23 protein-coding genes and 1 tRNA gene are annotated in these 18540 nt (G+C 37.2%); 14 read left to right on the top strand and 10 right to left on the bottom strand.

The genetic code is table 11. From position 1 onward, the window contains the following. Positions 1 to 32: 32 nt before the first annotated feature. The 4 genes from ACMAWV_RS07870 to queA are packed head-to-tail and all read right to left on the bottom strand — an operon-like array spanning position 33 to position 2917. The gene (locus ACMAWV_RS07870; RefSeq protein WP_103217405.1) at positions 33 to 356 is read right to left on the bottom strand and encodes a twin-arginine translocase TatA/TatE family subunit; all 324 of its coding nucleotides are present in this window, start codon (positions 354 to 356) and stop codon (positions 33 to 35) included. A gap of 2 nt (positions 357 to 358) precedes the next feature. After that, entirely contained in the window at positions 359 to 700 is a 342-nt protein-coding gene (gene yajC, locus ACMAWV_RS07865) for a preprotein translocase subunit YajC (protein WP_103217406.1), read from the bottom strand. A 27-nt stretch (positions 701 to 727) separates the two neighbouring features. After that, positions 728 to 1846, bottom strand: a complete 1119-nt coding sequence (gene tgt, locus ACMAWV_RS07860) for a tRNA guanosine(34) transglycosylase Tgt (protein ID WP_103217407.1) — start codon at positions 1844 to 1846, stop codon at positions 728 to 730. 6 nt (positions 1847 to 1852) lie between these two features. Next, positions 1853 to 2917: a tRNA preQ1(34) S-adenosylmethionine ribosyltransferase-isomerase QueA gene (gene queA / locus ACMAWV_RS07855; RefSeq protein ID WP_412469622.1), complete on the bottom strand. Its 1065-nt coding sequence runs from the start codon at positions 2915 to 2917 to the stop codon at positions 1853 to 1855. Between the two features lie 123 nt (positions 2918 to 3040). Between queA and ACMAWV_RS07850 the strand changes: the two genes are divergently transcribed. From ACMAWV_RS07850 to ACMAWV_RS07825, 6 genes are all read left to right on the top strand, one after another. Beyond that, on the top strand, positions 3041 to 4075 hold the full coding sequence (locus ACMAWV_RS07850) for a trypsin-like serine peptidase (protein WP_103217408.1): 1035 nt from the start codon (positions 3041 to 3043) through the stop codon (positions 4073 to 4075). Further along, positions 4047 to 4661 (top strand): 3'-5' exonuclease, encoded by a 615-nt coding sequence (locus tag ACMAWV_RS07845; protein ID WP_103217409.1) that lies wholly within the window; start codon positions 4047 to 4049, stop codon positions 4659 to 4661. Before ACMAWV_RS07850 ends, ACMAWV_RS07845 begins: the two co-directional genes overlap by 29 nt. A gap of 85 nt (positions 4662 to 4746) precedes the next feature. Continuing rightward, positions 4747 to 5004: a hypothetical protein gene (locus ACMAWV_RS07840; RefSeq protein WP_392991722.1), complete on the top strand. Its 258-nt coding sequence runs from the start codon at positions 4747 to 4749 to the stop codon at positions 5002 to 5004. 72 nt (positions 5005 to 5076) lie between these two features. Next, positions 5077 to 6591, top strand: coding sequence for a hypothetical protein (locus ACMAWV_RS07835; protein ID WP_412469623.1), 1515 nt, complete (start codon positions 5077 to 5079; stop codon positions 6589 to 6591). 37 nt (positions 6592 to 6628) lie between these two features. Continuing rightward, positions 6629 to 8023, top strand: coding sequence for an L-serine ammonia-lyase (locus tag ACMAWV_RS07830; RefSeq protein ID WP_392991718.1), 1395 nt, complete (start codon positions 6629 to 6631; stop codon positions 8021 to 8023). Between the two features lie 111 nt (positions 8024 to 8134). Beyond that, positions 8135 to 9175 carry a hypothetical protein gene (locus tag ACMAWV_RS07825; RefSeq protein WP_103217413.1) on the top strand — a complete coding sequence of 347 codons (1041 nt, stop codon included), beginning with the start codon at positions 8135 to 8137 and terminating at the stop codon, positions 9173 to 9175. 36 nt (positions 9176 to 9211) lie between these two features. On the opposite strand, the gene ACMAWV_RS07820 is transcribed toward ACMAWV_RS07825, so the two are convergent. The 5 genes from ACMAWV_RS07820 to ACMAWV_RS07800 all read right to left on the bottom strand — a co-directional run bounded on the left by ACMAWV_RS07820 (position 9212) and on the right by ACMAWV_RS07800 (position 13478). Then, on the bottom strand, positions 9212 to 10579 hold the full coding sequence (locus ACMAWV_RS07820; protein ID WP_412469624.1) for a hypothetical protein: 1368 nt from the start codon (positions 10577 to 10579) through the stop codon (positions 9212 to 9214). Then, a complete protein-coding gene (locus ACMAWV_RS07815; protein ID WP_392991714.1) occupies positions 10566 to 11228 on the bottom strand; it encodes an ABC transporter ATP-binding protein in 663 nt (220 codons plus the stop codon). Before ACMAWV_RS07815 ends, ACMAWV_RS07820 begins: the two co-directional genes overlap by 14 nt. Before the next feature lie 101 nt (positions 11229 to 11329). Further along, complete coding sequence (locus ACMAWV_RS07810; protein WP_392991712.1) at positions 11330 to 11752, bottom strand: thioesterase family protein; 423 nt, start codon at positions 11750 to 11752, stop codon at positions 11330 to 11332. A 49-nt stretch (positions 11753 to 11801) separates the two neighbouring features. Beyond that, on the bottom strand, positions 11802 to 12407 hold the full coding sequence (locus ACMAWV_RS07805) for a hypothetical protein (protein ID WP_103217415.1): 606 nt from the start codon (positions 12405 to 12407) through the stop codon (positions 11802 to 11804). A gap of 153 nt (positions 12408 to 12560) precedes the next feature. Continuing rightward, positions 12561 to 13478 (bottom strand): alpha/beta hydrolase fold domain-containing protein, encoded by a 918-nt coding sequence (locus tag ACMAWV_RS07800; protein WP_392991710.1) that lies wholly within the window; start codon positions 13476 to 13478, stop codon positions 12561 to 12563. A gap of 162 nt (positions 13479 to 13640) precedes the next feature. Between ACMAWV_RS07800 and ACMAWV_RS07795 the strand changes: the two genes are divergently transcribed. The 6 genes from ACMAWV_RS07795 (at position 13641) to ACMAWV_RS07770 (ending at position 16194) form a co-directional block, all read left to right on the top strand. Further along, the gene (locus ACMAWV_RS07795) at positions 13641 to 13877 is read left to right on the top strand and encodes a hypothetical protein (protein WP_412475825.1); all 237 of its coding nucleotides are present in this window, start codon (positions 13641 to 13643) and stop codon (positions 13875 to 13877) included. A gap of 107 nt (positions 13878 to 13984) precedes the next feature. Further along, a complete protein-coding gene (locus ACMAWV_RS07790) occupies positions 13985 to 14215 on the top strand; it encodes a hypothetical protein (protein WP_103217418.1) in 231 nt (76 codons plus the stop codon). A 36-nt stretch (positions 14216 to 14251) separates the two neighbouring features. After that, positions 14252 to 14545: a hypothetical protein gene (locus ACMAWV_RS07785; protein WP_103217419.1), complete on the top strand. Its 294-nt coding sequence runs from the start codon at positions 14252 to 14254 to the stop codon at positions 14543 to 14545. Between the two features lie 101 nt (positions 14546 to 14646). After that, on the top strand, positions 14647 to 15123 hold the full coding sequence (locus tag ACMAWV_RS07780) for a glutathione peroxidase (protein ID WP_103217420.1): 477 nt from the start codon (positions 14647 to 14649) through the stop codon (positions 15121 to 15123). Beyond that, the gene (locus tag ACMAWV_RS07775) at positions 15123 to 15563 is read left to right on the top strand and encodes a MarR family winged helix-turn-helix transcriptional regulator (RefSeq protein ID WP_412469626.1); all 441 of its coding nucleotides are present in this window, start codon (positions 15123 to 15125) and stop codon (positions 15561 to 15563) included. Before ACMAWV_RS07780 ends, ACMAWV_RS07775 begins: the two co-directional genes overlap by 1 nt. Then, on the top strand, positions 15553 to 16194 hold the full coding sequence (locus ACMAWV_RS07770; protein WP_103217422.1) for an NAD(P)H-dependent oxidoreductase: 642 nt from the start codon (positions 15553 to 15555) through the stop codon (positions 16192 to 16194). The genes ACMAWV_RS07775 and ACMAWV_RS07770 overlap by 11 nt, the downstream gene beginning before the upstream one ends. On the opposite strand, the gene ACMAWV_RS07765 is transcribed toward ACMAWV_RS07770, so the two are convergent. Beyond that, the gene (locus ACMAWV_RS07765; protein WP_103217423.1) at positions 16195 to 16842 is read right to left on the bottom strand and encodes a hypothetical protein; all 648 of its coding nucleotides are present in this window, start codon (positions 16840 to 16842) and stop codon (positions 16195 to 16197) included. It abuts the gene before it with no gap. A gap of 133 nt (positions 16843 to 16975) precedes the next feature. Here ACMAWV_RS07765 and ACMAWV_RS07760 point away from each other — a divergent pair. Continuing rightward, positions 16976 to 17060 (top strand) — tRNA-Leu (locus tag ACMAWV_RS07760). Positions 17061 to 18072: 1012 nt separating this feature from the next. Beyond that, entirely contained in the window at positions 18073 to 18411 is a 339-nt protein-coding gene (locus ACMAWV_RS07755) for a hypothetical protein (protein ID WP_412469627.1), read from the top strand. Positions 18412 to 18540 lie beyond the last annotated feature (129 nt).

Below are 18540 nucleotides of genomic sequence, written 5' to 3'. Positions count from 1 at the left end.
AACAATATTAAGAGAATATTAATTTCAAAAACTTACGATTGCTTTGATTTTTCCGACTCAATTACTTGGTCTTTTTCTTCTTCAGAATTATTAGAATTCTTAATTTCGGCATCACCTTGCGCTGCAACGCTAGCTTCTGGTGACTCTGTGATTTGTGATGCCACAGATTCCTCTTTGTGAGAATTGGTCTCTGCAGCATCGTTGACGTGATCCATTAAATCATCTTTGGCCTTTTGAAATTCGCGTAGTCCCTTACCTAAACCTTTTGCAAGTTCAGGAAGTTTTTTAGGCCCGATAAAAATCAGGGCAAAAACTAAAATAATAAGTAACTCACCAGCTCCAAAGCCACCAAACATAATTACGCCTCTTTTTTATTAGAAAGGATGCTTTCTTCAAGTCCACCAAGTTGTGAACGTAGGATTTTAATACGTGTACCTTCAGCAACTTCAAGGTCCACAACTTTTTCAGTCATCCCTACGATTGTACCAAAGATTCCTGATTTTGTGTAAACACGATTACCTTTTTCAAGTGTATCAAGCATTTTCTTTTCTTCTTCCATTTGTTTCTTTTGTGGTCTGAAAACAAGGAAATAAAAAATAGCAACAACAGCAATAATTGGAACAAAGTTCATCGCTGAGTTAGCTGGAGCAGCAGCTGCGCCACCTTGAGCATAAGCATTTGATATAAAAAGTTGTAACATTTGTTTCTCCTAACTTTTATTTTTTCTTTATTGGCCTGAGGCCCATTTTCGTGAAGTGTATCTGTTATAAAATTCTTTATAATAATCGTCAAACCTATCCGCTAGAATTGCTTCTCGTGCATCTTGAGTCATCTTAATCATGAAATAAAGATTGTGATAAGTGATCAGGTTACCAGAAAGAAACTCTCCAGTTGTGTATAGGTGTCTAATGTATGAACGTGAATACGTTTTACAAACTTTGCAATCACAACTTGGATCAGGCGGAAGTGTATCCTCTCTAAAACGAAGATTCTTAATATTAAGAGGTCCATCGTGTGTTAGAAATTGTCCGTTACGTGCATTCCTTGTTGGAAGAACACAGTCAAACATATCAATACCGGCGCGAATCCCATTAAGAATATCAAGAGGCTTTCCAACACCCATTAAGTATCTTGGTTTTTGATCAGGCATAGTGTGAACAAATCCATTTAGGAAATCAACCATCTCTTCGTTCTTTTCACCAACCGAAAGTCCACCTAGAGCAAGACCAGGAAAGTCCATTTCTTCAAGGCGCTGCATACACTCAGTACGAAGATCATGATGTAGGCCACCTTGAACAATACCAAAAAGTTTTTGGTAGTCGCGAAGCTTATAATCAATACAACGCTTGGCCCATCTAAGAGTTAACTCCATACTCTCGCGAAGAGTTTCTTTCGTTGCAGGAAGTTTAGGGCACTCATCAAATGCCATGACGATATCTGAGCCAAGGCCCTTTTGAATCTCCATACTTTTTTCTGGAGAGATTAGATGTTTTGACCCATCAATATGTGAAGAAAAAGTTACTCCTTCTTCTGTGATCTTATTAATGTCTGAAAGGGAAAATACTTGAAACCCACCTGAGTCTGTAAGAATTGGACGATCCCAATTCATAAAACCATGAAGGCCGCCACCTACTTTTTCAATTAGCTCATGCCCAGGTCTTAGGTATAAGTGATAAGTGTTACCAAGAATGATTTGAGCATTCATCTCGTAAAGATCTTCTTGCCACATACACTTAACAGATGCACGAGTTCCAACAGGCATAAAAATTGGTGTTTTAATCTCACCGTGCTCTGTTGTTATTGTTGTTGCGCGGGCCTTACCGCTATAACCTTCAACTTTAATCATATTCACTTACCTTAAAATTAACATCGCATCACCATATGAAAAGAAACGATATCCCTCTTTAACTGCAATATTATAAATCTCTAATGTTTTCTCTCGGCCAATTAGCGCACTCACAAGCATAAGTAGCGTTGATTTAGGAAGGTGAAAGTTAGTTACCAAACCATCAATACTCTTCACATCAACTCCAGGGTGTAAAAAGATTGAAGTATCCTTCATCTCTCCCGGAGTATAATTATCGACTCCATTTTGCCAAATTGTTTCAAGAGTTCTTAAACTCGTCGTCCCAACGGCAATGCGCTTATTAGCATTTTTTATTTTTTCAAAATTAACTTTATCAACAAAGTAATTTTCAGAGTGCATTTTGTGATCTTCTAAATTATCAACTTTAACTGGAGCAAAAGTACCAAGACCAACATGTAAAGTAACTTTGGCAATGTCATGGCCTTGACTTTTAATCTGCTCTAATAGCTCATCAGAAAAATGCAGTCCGGCCGTTGGAGCAGCAACACTTCCTAATTCATTGGCAAAGACCGTTTGATAATCTTTCTTATCTTGTTCGTCTGACTCTCCCCCACGAATATAAGGAGGAATTGGAACAAGTGCATTTGCATTTAAGTAGTCAATAAGATCATTGCCAACAATTGAAGGAGCGATCAAGAACTCACCTTCAATATTATCGACAATTGAAATCGTCAGACCGTTAGCGAAAATATACTTGTCATCGGCCTTCTTCTTGCCACGCGCTTTTACAAGTGCACGGTAGTGGCCATTTTCATCGGCTTCAACTGTTAGAAAGAAAACTTCAGCGTTACCACCACTTTCCTTGTGACCTTTTAGACGACAAGGGAAAACCTTGCTTTGATTTAAAACCAAAGTTGTTTCTTTCGGTAGAAAGTTAATTAATTCATTGAACTTATGATGAGAAATTGTATCTGTTTTACAATTGTAAACTAATAATCTTGAGTGATGACGTCCCTCAATTGGGCGCTCAGCAATCTGTTCTTTAGGCAGATCGTAGTCGTAAGATGACAGCTGCAAATCGTCTCTATTTACTTTATTTACTTGATTCATAGGTCCCGATAGTAGCGTGAAATTAGGTAATCGTCATCATGTAAGTTTTTCAAATCACAACTTTCTTATATTCAAATGTAAAGAAAACTGCAAAAACTTACAAAAAGCAAAAGAGAGGGAAATTTGAAGTTAAATCTTACGCAAATCGCATTATTTTCAGCGCTACTTTCAACAAATTCGATGGCCATTAATAAAGTTATTTATGGAAACGATAACAGAGTTGATGTTCACGAATCAAATAAAGAATTCCTAGTTGATAGTGTTGCAGCAATGGTTCCAAGCTATGCTTTTTTGAAAGATGAAAAAGGAAAGGTTGCAGATACAAAACTTCTTAGATTTCCTACATTAAAATACCATAGAGGTTACCCTACTTGTGGTGACATGAGATTTAGAGATCAGCCTACGATTGCAAGTTGTAGTGGATTCTTAATAGGAAAGAATCTTCTTATGACGGCCGGACACTGTATGATCTCAGGTGGAACAGAAGTTTCTGACCAAGTAACATCAAAGTGTAGAGATAATAAATGGGTATTCAATTATAACTCAACATCAGTAAATAAAGATGGGCAATTAGAAATTAAAAAGAATGACGTTTATGGTTGTAAGCGCGTTGTAGCGGCATCTTACACAGGTACACTAGATTATGCAGTTGTTGAACTTGAACGAGAAGCGACAGATAAGAAGCCACTAACTCTAAACATGTCAACGAATGCAACAGCAAAAGGTACAGATATTTATGTGGCGGGCTACCCTACAGGACTCCCTCTTAAAGTTGCAGACGGAGCCAAGGTTATCTCAAACCCAATTTACAGCAAAGAGATCATCACAGACCTCGATACTTTTGCAGGTAACTCAGGATCTCCTGTTTTAAATAAGAAAGATGAGGTTATTGGTATATTAGTAGCTGGTGAAATCGATTATGCCTTTGATTTTGACAAAGGTTGCTATAAAGTAAACGTATGTAAGAAGCAAGGTGGAAAGTGTGAACGTCAATCATCTCCACTTGGAGGCAGTGGTGAAACTGTTACAAAAGTTGTCTCTGCTTACACTGATTACAAATTAAAAGAAGCTTTAGGGCCTTATATCTTTGAAGAAGGCGCTAAGAGCGAAGAAGAAGTGGAAGAAGTCATTGAAGAATACGAAGAAGAATACGAATAATATTAAAGCTAGAATTACTAAAGAAGAAATCAACTCTTTCGAGATGATTGATTACACGGGCCAGATTCATTTAATTGATACTGAACAAAAGGCCCAAGATATTTCTAAAAGATTTCAAGAATTAAATCAAAAATACAATTGCACGGGCCTTGATACTGAATCAAGGCCTTCTTTTAAAAAGACCGACAATTTTCGCATAAGTCTTATTCAAGTTTCATTTGAAGATGAGTGCTTCCTTTTTCGTTTAAATAAGATTCAATGCCCTGACTATCTAGTCGAATATTTAGAAGACGAGAATCTAATTAAAACAGGGGTTGCGGTTAAAGACGATTGTCGTGATCTTAAGAAGCAATACCATATCAACGCAAAAGGCGTTGTCGATGTTCAAGACCTTGCAAAAGCGCAAGGCTATATTACTCTTGGTCTACAGTCCTTAACGGGAATTCTCTTAGAGAAGAAAATCTCTAAGAAGGCAAAGCTAACAAATTGGGAAAATAACAAATTAACAGATGCCCAAATTCGCTACGCTGCAACTGATGCTTGGATTTCATTAAAGCTCTATCAGGCCCTTGATAAGAAAGACTAAAATAAATAAGAATTTCTATTCACAGTCTTTCATTAAAGATTCATCTTCTTTGGTAATGATAGACTGTATGAAACTTCTAAGGATATTGATTATATCACTATTATTCTCTGGTGCTTATGCACAAGAAGACTCAGACAATCAAAGCGGCCCATACCGTATGGATAGCTTTGGAACAACAAACCCTTATGAAGAAGCGGCCAATCAAGATGAACGAAAAATTCGAAGGCCATCATCTGAAGAGATCTATAAATATAAGTACGAATTAGAGCAAAATCCCAAATGGCAGGACATCGAAGAACATTGTGGAGACCGTTGCATCTATCCGGACTCTCGTGGTAAGTAATTTCAACAACTTAAACTAGGTAAATTATTTCCTAAATTAATTAAAGATCATTCATTCTATAATTTATTTAGAATGAAACTTGTTAAGTCCGCAATAATATTAACATCTCTTGGCCTCATCCTAACTTCTTGCTCAGGTGGAGCAGAAGGAGCAGATGGTATCCAGGCAGCTCCTGTTGGTCAGGCGGCTCCCAGCACAATTTCAACGGCCCAGGCCGTGATTACGGGCGCCTTACCGCAAAATGCTCCAGCAGTCTCATGGACTAATCCAGCAAGTTTCGATCATATCGACTACACTCTAGGAACAACATCGGCTGGTTCCGAGCATACGGCCTGGACAAATATTGGTACAGTAACAAATTACACGCACACAGGTCTTGTTGGATTAACAGAGTGCCAAGCTTACTACCCTTCGGTGCGTGCAGTAAGTGCAACAGCACAAACCTCGACGACTCTAGCAAGCACTAGCTTCTATTGGGACAACACGGCACCAAGTGCTGTTGGTACACCAGACGTTTCAGCAGATGACGCCACGGCCGCATCGTCTACGACAACAACTTGGGTAGCAGCAACAGATAACTGCCAAATCGATCATTATGAAATTGCAATCGGAACCAATCCGGGCTTCACAAATATTCAGAACTGGATCAACATCGGCAATGTTACAAGTTATAAGCTAGTTAGTGGTGTTGATGGCGCTAGCTTCTCACTTAATGAAGCAACTAATTACTATATCTCATTAAGGGCAGTTGATGGTGCAGGTCTAAGTATCACACAAAACTCAGTGGCCTTTCAGGTTTTCAATCCAGCAACATCCCTCCCTAATATGGTTGCAAGACTAGATGCTAGCGACTTAAGCTCCATCCTAGACAACACGGGAAAAATTGCGAGCAATGGTGCATTCAATGGAGTTGTCGAAGATTGGCTTGATATTTCCGGTAGTGCCAATACACATAATTTTTATCAAAATGGAGGCGCTCCAACTTTTGATGGCGTCGATAATCATGTTGTTTTTAATGGAACTAATCAGTATCTAACTGTTGCAAACCATGCAGAGCTAAATACGGCCACGACTAATCAAAGAAATATCACAGCATCTATTGAGACCTCTGCCGATATCACAAGTCTGCAAATTATCTACGAGGAAGGCGGGGCCAGTCGTGGAATGAATATCTATATTCAAGGCGGAAATCTGTACTGTGGATTCTGGAATATAAACGATGACGGAGACGGTAGCCAGCCATTCATTTCTGTCAGCGCGCCGATAGCAATAAATACCATTTATCATATTACTTGGGTTTTTGATTACACAAATTATACGGGAGCGGCCGGGCCTGATGGTGATCTCACTTGTTATATAAATGGAAGCTCAATCGGCTCTACAACTTCAACTTCACTCCTATATGCTCACTCGGGGGCAATCTCTTTAGGTTCATACCTTAGTGATAGCTACACCCATACAGGATCTCTTAGTGGAAATGGTGGCTATTTTAACGGTGATGTTATGGAATTTATGCTCTTTAATGATCCACCTGATGCAGCAACAGTGAACACAATTCATACATATCTTGAAGATAAGTGGAACTAGGCTAGCTCAAATCATAATCATCTGATATAAATTCCTCATGAATTTAAGTGTTTTTGATATCTACTCAATCGGAATTGGGCCTAGTAGCTCGCATACAGTAGGGCCTATGAGGGCCGCTAAAGAATTTATGGATAAACTCGTTTCAATGGGTTTATTTGATGAGACGCAAGTCGTTTCGACAGCACTCTATGGATCTCTTGCCTTAACAGGTAAAGGACATGGCACAGACAAGGCCGTCATTCTAGGACTTAGTGGTTACACTCCTGAAGATATCTGCCCAGATCAAATTGATCGCATCTTAAATCTAGCTCACGACCAAGAAAAGCTTACTTTCTTTGAAGGTAGAGATAACGCAAAAGTGATCTCTTATATTCCACGTGAACATATCTTATTCCATCGCAAACAAACTCTCGACTTCCACTCGAATGGAATGTGCTTCCAGGCCATCGATAAAGACGGACGTGAGTTATATAAGAAAGTCTACTTCTCAATTGGTGGCGGCTTCATCGTAGCTGAAGGCGAAAATAACGAAGGCGATATTTTCTCTCAACACACAAGCAAGGTTAAATATCCATTCACATGTGGAGATGAACTTCTAGCAATCGCTAATGAAAATGATATTTCAATTTGTGATTTAATTAAGACAAACGAAACATCATGGCGAAGTGAAGAAGAGATTAATAAAGGCCTTTTAGAAATTTGGCAGGCAATGGATAATTGCATAAGTAGGGGCCTTAAAGCAGAAGGACAACTTCCAGGTGGCCTTAAAGTAAATAAACGAGCAAAGAAGTTATACGAAGCTCTTTCGAAAAAAGACTGTGAGAAGAACCTTGATCCCCTAACGATTATGGATTGGGTAAATCTCTTTGCTATTTCTGTTAACGAAGAAAATGCTTCTGGTGGAAAAGTTGTGACAGCACCAACAAATGGAGCGGCCGGAATTATTCCAGCAGTTATTAAATACTATCTTAAATTTGTTAAGGACGCTTCAATTGATAAAGTTGTGGACTTCCTTTTAGTCGCCGGTTGTGTCGGGATTCTCTATAAAAAGAATGCTTCGATTTCAGGTGCAGAAGTTGGTTGTCAGGGCGAAGTTGGTGTTGCTTGCTCAATGGCGGCAGCAGGGCTTGCACAAGTACTTGGTGGAACAAACGAACAAATCGAAAACGCCGCAGAAATTGCAATGGAACATAACCTAGGACTAACTTGCGATCCAATCGGTGGCCTTGTGCAAATTCCATGTATTGAGCGAAATGCGATGGGTGCAGTAAAAGCAATTAATGCGGCCAGAATGGCCATGCGTGGGGACGGAAGTCATTTTGTGAGTCTTGATAAAGTTATCAAAACCATGAAAGAAACTGGTGCTGATATGCAAACGAAGTATAAAGAAACAAGCCGTGGAGGCCTTGCTGTTAACGTCACTGAGTGTTAATTCAGCTAGTTAGACAGGTTACTTCTTTCACACGTCAAGATAAACACTTTCATTTTAGTGACCCTCATCATACAAAGACCTACTTTTATATAGAAAATTAGGGAGAGAGTCATGAAAAAATTCTTAATTCCTCTTATGCTACTTACACTGTTTACAGGTTGTAAGGAAGTTAAAGAGGCCATCAAAATGCCAGAAAAAATGGATAAGCTTGGTGAGACGACTGACGGTATGAGTGATACAACATCACAACTATACTCACAGCTTCGTTCGGCACAGTCTTCAGTTGAAAGACGTGATGCTTTCGCACTTATCTTAAATGACAATATTGAAATGGGTCAAAAGCTTACAAATGCTGCAAAATTCTTTATGGCATTTGAATATAACCTTTATACAGGAATTAAGCCTTACGATAATTTAGAAATTCGTGACATGCTTTTCTATGATGCAGTAGAAGAGTTTTACAAGAATATGGCCTCTGTTTATGAAACAGATATTAAAGGTGAATTCAACGTTAAAAAAGCAATGAAGAAAGGTAAGATGACTCCAATCCATACAGGAAAGTGGTCACTAAAAAAACGTAACTACGAGCAATCTTTCTATGCTGTAGCTGCGGCCCTTCACAAGGTTCACCACCGTCAAACTTTCAATGCAAAAAATAATGGTTTTGCTGAAATGTCGATGTACACACTTATGAAAGATGCACTTATTAAAGACTCTCAAGGTGCAACACTAAGTAAGTCAGAAGAATATATCGTAGCAGGTCACAACCGTGAAATTTCAATCGCGCTTTTAAAAGCACGTATTGATATAATTCTTGCTCTTGCAATCAATGACTCTATGGATGCTGACGAAGCATCTTTTTGGCCAGGACTTCTTCACGTTATCTCAGGTGGAAAACTTGGTAAGTTAGAACTTCCTTCAACTTTTGAAACTTCAAATGCAGCAACGATGCATGAAGCGAATAAGAAGATCGAAGAAGCACTTAAGTGTTATGACTTTCTTCTATCAATTGGTGTTAAGCACGAGATCGATAAGAAAGTTAAAAATATCTTCGATAACGTTGAACTTCCAGAGCTAGATAATATTCAAGCTCAAAATGATAATATTCAAGAGTACAGAGAATATATTCAACAAATTCAAAAAATTGATTAATTCAAATAAAAGAAAAGGCCTCGATAGAGGCCTTTTTTATTTTTTAAGATATGCTCTACTTAATATATCTCTCATCACTTTCTTACACTCAGGCTCACTTGACTCTCCTAAGGTATTAAAAAGCTCACTCTTATCCTTATCATTTTTTATTAAGTCTGAATCTAGAATAGATGCAATAGACCTTCCCTTACAATCCTTTGCGGCCAATAAAAGATTATGACTAAGAGTATGATCTTCAATTTTATACTCATTATTCTTTAAGAGATAAGTTAGAAACTTCTGGCTATTCATAACCACCATAAAGTTTAATAAACTTCCTGGGTGACATTTTTTGTCTTCATTTAATTTACAGATATAACTATCATATTCAGAAATCTTACTAGGAAGAAGATGAAGGATAATATCCTTTCGATCAAACCTTGTCGCAAAATCAAAAACGACCTTTTCATTCAGCCATGCGTACTGCTTATCATCAGGCATTCCACTATCGTAATATTTAATAAACTTACTCGAATCTTTATCTCTTAAAAGTGTTATGAATTTTGCTTCTTTAATAAATCCAAATCCAGAATAAACGATATATGAATTATAATTTATGTGATTAAAGCTTGAGATAAAGTAGAAAAGTAAAACAGTACCTATCCCAAGACTTGATGAGAGCTTTAAGTTAAGGATCAGCTGCTTCTTTAAACTTGTTTGTAATAAGCGAAACTTCTTATGCTCGTTATATGGCCTATCATCTTTATAAACTCTTACAAATGTATGAATGATAAAAAAGCTTAGAAATAGTGGTAAAATCCAAACTGCACTATCTTCAGAAATAAAAACACCTAGGAGAAGCATCGAAGTACCAATAAATATAATATTTAGAAATAAAAAAGGAATATTAGTTAAAGAAATAAGAGGATTTCTAAAAAGTCGATTAAATTGATGACGCTCTTGAAAGGCAAAAGTTCTTACAATAAATGAATTAGCAAAAAATATAAATAATAGGATAGTAGATAATATAACCTTTTCATCCCTCATATCGTTTTGAGAAGAATTTAATAAAAGGTAATTGGCCATATAAAGACCTGCTATGATGCTATAAAAATAAGAGAAGATAAATCCAAAAGCTTGAAGCAACATTTTGTGAAACAGACTAATTGGTAGAGTTAAATTGTATAGACTCCCAGTCAACTTATGCGGCGACCTAATGGTCTGAGAACGACTCTTATTTAAAACAATCGAAATAAAAATAACTGAAAATGCAGTAATTGGTAGAATATTTAGTTCAAATTTTAAATAAACAATCCAAGATGAAAATAGACAAAGAAGAAAGAATAGAGTTTTAAGAAAAAAGACATTCTTATTCTCTTTGATATTATTAATAACAAGATTTCCAAGAACACTATGCTGCTTCATAATCGACAATCCCATGAGACCTAATTGTAAGAACTCTATTACTGTTTAATGTCGTATCTTCAGGTATATTTGTTGCCATCACAACACTTCGCCCAGATGCACATTCTTTTGATAAAAGCTCCCCTAACATCTTACGTGCCTTTCGATCAAGAACGGCAGTAATCTCATCAATTAAGATAAGAGGTGTTCCAGATGCGATGGCCGCAATGATTTGAACACGAACCTTCATTCCAGTAGAAAGCTCATGAATGCACTTATCTCGATCTAACTCAAAATCAGCTAATAGTCTTTTTTCTTTATCAATATCATAATCAGGATAAAGAATTCGATAATTATCTAAGATGAAACCAACACGAGAGTTTTCATCAAAATCAAAATCATGTGAGTTAAAGAACATTTTCTTGAAGATCTTTGAACGATTGTGTGTTGGGGCCATATTAAAAACATTCACATGACCATTTAGTGGATTGTAGGCACCTAGAACAAGATTAATAAATGTACTTTTACCGGAACCATTCTTTCCCAGTAAAATAACAAACTCACCGGCACCAACTTTTAAGGAAACATTCTTAAAGATAACTTCGCCATCAGGGAAAGTATAATCTAAGTTCTTAATCTCAACTAATGGACTATTTAAATAAGCGTCCATATGCCCTCCATTCAATTATAAATAATAATTGTACTGGTGGTTCAAGTAGATACAAAAATCAACTAATTAGCGTGGTATGACTTCCTCAAATTATAGGCAGCCTATTTCTTAAAGTGGTCAAGAAAACCCTGTGGGGCCTTGGCAAGCTTGCGCTCTTCATAGTCAAAGAAGACTAGGCCATTTTTAGCATAAGCGATAAGACGATCACCGCATGTGAATTTATATAGAAGGTCAAAGCCGTACTCACTAATATCTTCGACAAACATTTCAACCTCTAAAACGTCCCCATGGAAAGCCTCTCCACGGTACATATAAGCAGCATCAGCTTGAATTAGTGACTTACCAAAGCAATTTAGTTCATCATGACCAAGGGATTTAAGAAAGCGCAGACGCCCTTCATGACAAAGTGTTGCCACAGCATCATTTCCCATATGATTTCCATAATTGACGAAGTTAATTGTTAGCTCAATTTTAGTTTTAAAATCAGCTTCTCTTTGAGGTGTCGATAATTTTATACGTGCCATGGATAAATTTTAACTAATTAAACTTACTCACACAAGATATAAGAATTTACTATTGGGCTGAAGAAATATTATATCCTTCTTTTTTAGAGAGAAATTTTGCCAAAAGCTCATGCCTATTATTAACGACCATTGCCTTAATAAGCACTTGGTCATTAAGCCAACGGAAGTCTCTATCCAGAGGCATTCCTTTATCATAATAAGCTAAAAAATCATTTGGACGATGCTTGATAAAAACAAAAGCATAGACAGGTTTTGCCATATGAAAATACGAAAGGAGCTGCTGCGTATTCATTGATGAATAACGAAAGTACCTGAGCATAGAAAGACAGAAGAAGGAAATAATGAGTGAAAGACAGCAGATCATAAAGCTTCTTTCAAACCACTTTTTTAGTGCTTTAGTAGGAAATAGAAAATCACCAAAGAGCTCTCGCGAATCGCCAGTAAATCGAAGCTGATATACTAATAGTGAAACAACAAGCACAATGCTTACATTTGGTGAGTAAGGAATATAATCAAGTAAGACGATAGTAATTAGAAGCGCAAGACTAATAAAAAAGAAAAGAGAAATTAACGTAACCAACATAAGCAGGCCCTCGAAAGAAACCAACTCTCCTAATGCTAAGTGACGTCTGTAGAAACCCAATTGAGCTTTCATAAAATCCTCTCTAATAAGAGTTTATCGCTACTCAACAAATGTTCTAAATATACCTATTTATCGTGCTTTTGAATCCTTATAAGTCAAAATTATGGCCATTAAAGTGGCCATCTCGATAGAGCTTATTTGAGAAAGATTAGATAACTCAGGAATCTACGAACCTTTGATTTCAGTGAAGATTTTTGCTTTTGCATAATTTAGAAGTTCTTCATTCTCAAGGATATGATTCGACCAAGCATGAAATCCATGTGAGAACTCCTTGAAAGTTACATCAACTCCTTCTCTCAATAACTTCTCATAAAACATTAAACTGTCATCGTAGAGAACATCATACTTAGCGGCATAGATAATTGTTTTAGGAAGGGCCTCAAGCTCATCACTATAAAGAGGAAAAATCGCAGGGTCTTTCATATGCACTTCACGATTTGAGATTGCATAATCCAATAGCTTTAAAAGCATAGATTTAGATAAACCACTTTCTTCGCCACTCTCATATCGATTTGCCGACGTCGTTTCAAAATCACTTTGATAATGACCTGTTAAGAGATGTAAATCAGAGATTTTAAATGCTTTACTACCTAAATGATTATTGGCCAATGTAACTAATGTCGCAAGATTTGCACCAGCAGAAGTACCAGTTAACGTAAAACTCTTTATACCTTTAAGATGAAGATCATTTAAAAGAGCGAGGCACCAATTTGTGATTTCAGGAATACTTGATTCTGGAGATAAAGGGTAATCAGGACAAACGATATAGGAAGAGTGTTCGTGGAAATCGAAAAGGGCCTGACAAAATTGAGCACTAGTATACTCATGGCCAGTAACATAGCCTCCTGAGTGTAGATGAATAATACAATGAGCTTTAGGCTCGCCCCAAACTAAGCAAGTATGGTCATTGAGCTTTTGAATAGAGCAATTGACAAGATTCTTATACTCGCCTTCAATAAGATCCATGGCCCGACGAAGCTCATCCAGCGTAATGCGAGAGAAGCGTTTAATTCCCACATCAAAGAATGATTGCATCGATGAGAGTCGTTTTTGATGAATGAATTCAGCTATTGATTTGGACAAGGTCTAACCCATTACATTTACAAGGAAAAGTATTTATTAAATAAAGTATATAAATAAAATTCCGATAGTTAAAATTAGTAAAACTATGATCAGCATTTTAATCAAAGAAAGGTAACAAGGCCAATGAAAGCAATATCCTTACTCATTTTGTTCTCTATATTAATGGCCGTAAAAGTAAGTGCCTACGACACCTTAGCTATAGAGGGACAGTCGCCTAATAAGACTCAGACACAGACACAGGATTTGAAGGCAAAAATCTTTGAAATTGATGATGACGGAATGGGCCCAATAATCCCAAAAGAATATGAACGCAGTCGCTATCCAGCAAGCATTCCAAGCGATGATGAAAATGGTCATACTCATGATAGTGATGGAAAATATAAGCGTCCATTCAAGTAAAAAAAATATCAAACAATCTCCACAATAATTACATAAAAAAACCAAAGTACAGTTTCATAATCAACCAAAGAGCTTAGAAAAGCCTAAACACAAACAAGAGGTATGATATGAAATTGATTCCTATGACTTTAATCGTTCTACTGCTTAGCACGTCTACATTTGCAGCGAGAGATAAGGGCGAGAGAAAGTCAAAAAAGACAGAAAGTCATCAAATGAGTAAAGAAATGAAAAAGGATAAGAAATCCAAAATGAAGCATCGTATGGAGCGTACACCTGCCTCAAGCGATGCAAAAGCAGATGCTTCTCTAAACAACATGCACTACTTAATCTACGAGTAAGAGCAAGGTTAAAAGAGAGGCAAAAAGAGTTATAAGATGAAGACACTCACATACATTATAATCACACTTGCAATTCTTGCTTTCGGCTTTGAAGTTTATGGAGAGCGCTATACTGCCATTGTTGATGAAAATGATCCTTCAGTTCAGCGATTGATTCACGGAGAGGAGCAAAATGCAACTCAGGACCGAAAACAATCTCGTGAAGAGAAGAAACAGAGAAATCCAGCGTCTGAGCAAGAAATACAAGAAATGAATGATGATGATTACAGAGGAAATGAATACATGGAGCGCCATGCCAGACCTCCTCTATATGATCGTCAATATAAATAAGATATTGAAATCTTTTCAATATCTTATTTTTTACAATTAGGTTGTGCACAATATAGTTTTGTGATACATATTACTTATCAAATAAATCAAAGGAGATTGAAATGAGTATTTATGATTACAAAGCTATTGATATTAGAGGTAATGAAAGATCACTATCTGAATTTAAGGGAAAAAGCTTATTGATCGTAAATACAGCAAGTAAGTGTGGCTTTACTCCTCAATATGAAGGACTTCAAAAGCTATACGATAAGTATCAAGGAAAACTGGAGATCTTGGCCTTCCCATGTAATCAATTTGGCAAACAAGAGCCAGGAAACTCAGAGGATATTCAATCATTTTGTGACTTAACTTTTAAAACTTCATTTCCGCTTTTTGAAAAAATTGATGTTAATGGAGATAACACACACCCACTATATCAATATCTTAAAGATGAATTACCAGGACTACTTGGTAGCAAGAAAATAAAATGGAATTTCACAAAATTCTTAGTAGATAGTGAAGGCCATCCTGTTAAGAGATATGCACCAATTGATAAACCAGAAAGTTTAGAAAAAGATATCGAAAAGAGCTTTAAATAATGAATGATGAAGTTCTATTAATCGACAATCAGATTTGTTTCAGCCTCTATCGACTAAGTAAACTCATTACTAGTCAATATAGGCCATATCTCGATGAGATAAACCTCACCTATCCACAGTACCTTGTCATGCTTGCCTTATGGGAAACTGAGAAAGTGAATATGTCTCAGCTTGGAGAAAAGCTTTCTCTTGATAACGGGACTCTAACTCCCCTGATTAAGCGCCTCATTGAAAAGGGCCTAGTTGAGAAAAAGAGATGTATTGAAGATGAAAGGATTGTCTATATCACAACAACGACAAGTGGAAAGAAACTAAAGAAAAAAGCAAAATCAATTCCGCAAAAGCTTCTTTGTTCAAATAATGTTGATCTAAAAGAAATACAGAAGCTAAAGGCTGAAGCAGATAAAATATATAACCAGTGGAGTACACATGAAAAATGAAGAAATTATAAAAGCACTTAATTGGCGTTATGCCACAAAAGTTTTTGATAAAACAAAAAAAATTACAGATGAGGACTTACACGTTTTAAATGAATCTTTAAGACTTGCGGCCAGTTCATTTGGACTACAACCTTGGAAGTTCATTTTAGTAAATGATGAGGCTACACGCCAAAAGCTAAGAGAGCACTCTTGGGGCCAATCTCAAGTAACTGATGCCTCTCACTACGTTGTTCTTGCTTACCTTACAGAGTTAGATGAAGAATATGTTGAAAAGTTTGTGCAATCAATTGCTGAGCAAAGAAATGTAGAACGTGAAAGTCTACAAGGATATTTTGATGTTATGAAGGCGGCATTAATTGATGGGCCACGTTCAAAAACGATTCCAGAGTGGTCACAACGCCAAACATATATTGCTATGGGACAGCTTCTAATGACTGCGGCCATTCAAGGTATTGATACATGTGCAATCGAAGGGATCGTTCCAGAAGAATACGATAAGATCTTAGGACTTGAAGGGACAAAGTATAAAACTCTTGGAACAGTAGCGCTTGGTTATAGATCAGATGAAGACAAGTACAAGGATCTTGAAAAAGTACGTTTCTCTTTTGATGAAGTATTCAAAGTAATCTAATTAATAAAAATCAGCATCATTTGAGCTATACGGGTGGATTCTCTTATAGTTTTCACCCTGCTCAATATGCGCCTTAATATTTTCAAGATTCCATTTAAAAGTATTCGTTACACTTCGCTTAGTGATGAAGTGAAAGATTTGTTCCCATAAAAAGAACTCAAATTTTGACGGAGCACTTGCAAGTTCATGGCGACGAATATAGCCAGAGCGAAAAGTTAATGACGTCTTATTGTCACCAAGCTTCTTGTAAAATTGTTCAACAAGAAACTCTCCCTTCTCGTTGTAATTCATAAAATCCATAAATTCGTTGAAGTTATAGGCCCTGATCTGCTTGTAGTATTCGTTTTCACTTTTTGAAACCATTGTTGTCGTTTCGTCCCAAAAAGTCCCCTGCTCACTCTCTCTTCGATAACAGCGTCGAGTGAAACCAATATCACTTTGCTTTAACTTCTCATTCCACGGACACTGCGAATTTGGGCAAGAGACAATTTTGTAGAAGTAAGTCGACCACTGACGTGCGTGTTCATTTTTTGAGTTATAGTCCCACACAGCTTCAATTGGAGCGTTAATCTCAACTGTATACTCAGCGTAATCAATAGGCCTCGTATACTCTTTAGCATTCAGGGTAAATGATAGTGCAAAGAGCACAAATATTAGAATAATCCTCACTGAACTAGTTTACTGGACGATGCCACAGCGGGTCAATATCGAGCAAGATTTTTCATTGCCAATCAAATTCTAAGTGATTAATATATCTAAAGAATTCAAGTGATTTCAATGTGCCTAGGTGGTGAAATTGGTAAACACGCACGGTTGAGGGCCGTGTGCTTTCGAGCTTGCTGGTTCAAGTCCAGTTCTAGGCACCATTCATTCAAACTCCCATACATTTTTCGAAGTATATTACTGCTTAATTAAAAGCAAGCGTAGCTTGATGGTTTAGCGCCAGGATGGCGTGTATGCCGACGGAGGCTGGAGCCGAGAGTCGGCCAAGTCCAGCGCGTACTTGCCAACTAACCGAAAGCCGCGCCCTAGGCTAGCTTTCTTGAGTCACATACATCTGTTCGCCAAAGCTTGCCTTTGGGCAACCTTTGTTCGCACGATGTTAAAAGCAAGCGTAGCTTGATGGTTTTGGAGGCGTCAATTGCCACGATGGCAAATTGATGCCGAACAAATTCAAGGGGTCAGGAGACCCCGAAGAACAAGGCCAGTGCATACCACAAAGAGAGCTACAGAAGCAGGAGCCGAGAGTCGGCCAAGTCCAGCGCGTATTTGCCAACTAACCGAAAGCCGCGCCTTCGGCTCGCTTTCTTGAGTCACATACATCTGTTCGCCAAAGCTTGCCTTTGGGCAACCTTTGTTCGCACGATGTTAAAAGCAAGCGTAGCTTGATGGTTTTGGAGGCGTCAATTGCCACGATGGCAAATTGATGCCGAACAAATTCGAGGGGTCAGGAGACCCCGAAGAACAAGGCCAGAGCATACCACAAAGAGAGCTACAGAAGCAGGAGCCGAGAGTCGGCCAAGTAACGTGTACTGCAATTTTCTACATAAAATAGATCACAAATACCAAACATATTGCTACTAGGCTTAACTAAGCGACTCTACAAGAAAAACATAATTAATTGGCACTACAGTAAGATACCGTACAATCAGAAAAGACGACTCATTTTGCACAAATAAAAATTTTCATAACTTATTACCATAGTGCCCTAACAATCAAACGTGAATAGAACTCTTATATTTCGGCAAGCTAGATATACTACCTTTAATATATATGAATTATGATTAATATCAAAAATTCGACAATTGTAATTTTTAACAAAGCTTCTAAGGTTTCGTCATACTCTGACATATAATTATGTGAAACACAGGAGTGAATATGACCAATAACAATAAAGACTATGAAAAAGAGTTTGAGGATATAATCAGAGATATATTCGATTCAGAGAGATCAGGAGATCCAGCTAAGATAGGTGACACATCTTGTTTTCAAGATAGTTATATAAATGAAGTAAAATCAGGATTAGGCTACGCTCTCTCTTTTCTAAAGAACAATTTTGAAAGTCTTCCAGTGCCTAACGATGAAATTATTGTTAAAATAGAAGAACAATTCTCTAAGCTCTGGTCTGCACAAAAATGCGAAGAAACAAAAGACATTATAGACGTTATAAACGAAATCAAAGATAAACTTAACACATGCAAAGGATGCCATAAATGAATCGCTTAATCCACAGGACTTCTCCAGTTAAAATTGGTGCAAACTTTGACTTCAGTGTAATAGTAACATCGTCAAACCAACAATCTTGGATGAACTTCTGGCTTATCCACTGCAAAAAGCATCCAATAT

It is taken from the genome of Halobacteriovorax sp. RT-1-1 (assembly GCF_047085455.1).
Taxonomy (GTDB): Bacteria; Bdellovibrionota; Bacteriovoracia; order Bacteriovoracales; family Bacteriovoracaceae; genus Halobacteriovorax_A.
Note: the sequence above shows the minus strand (reverse complement) of the source record. Positions and strands in the feature narration are given on the sequence as shown.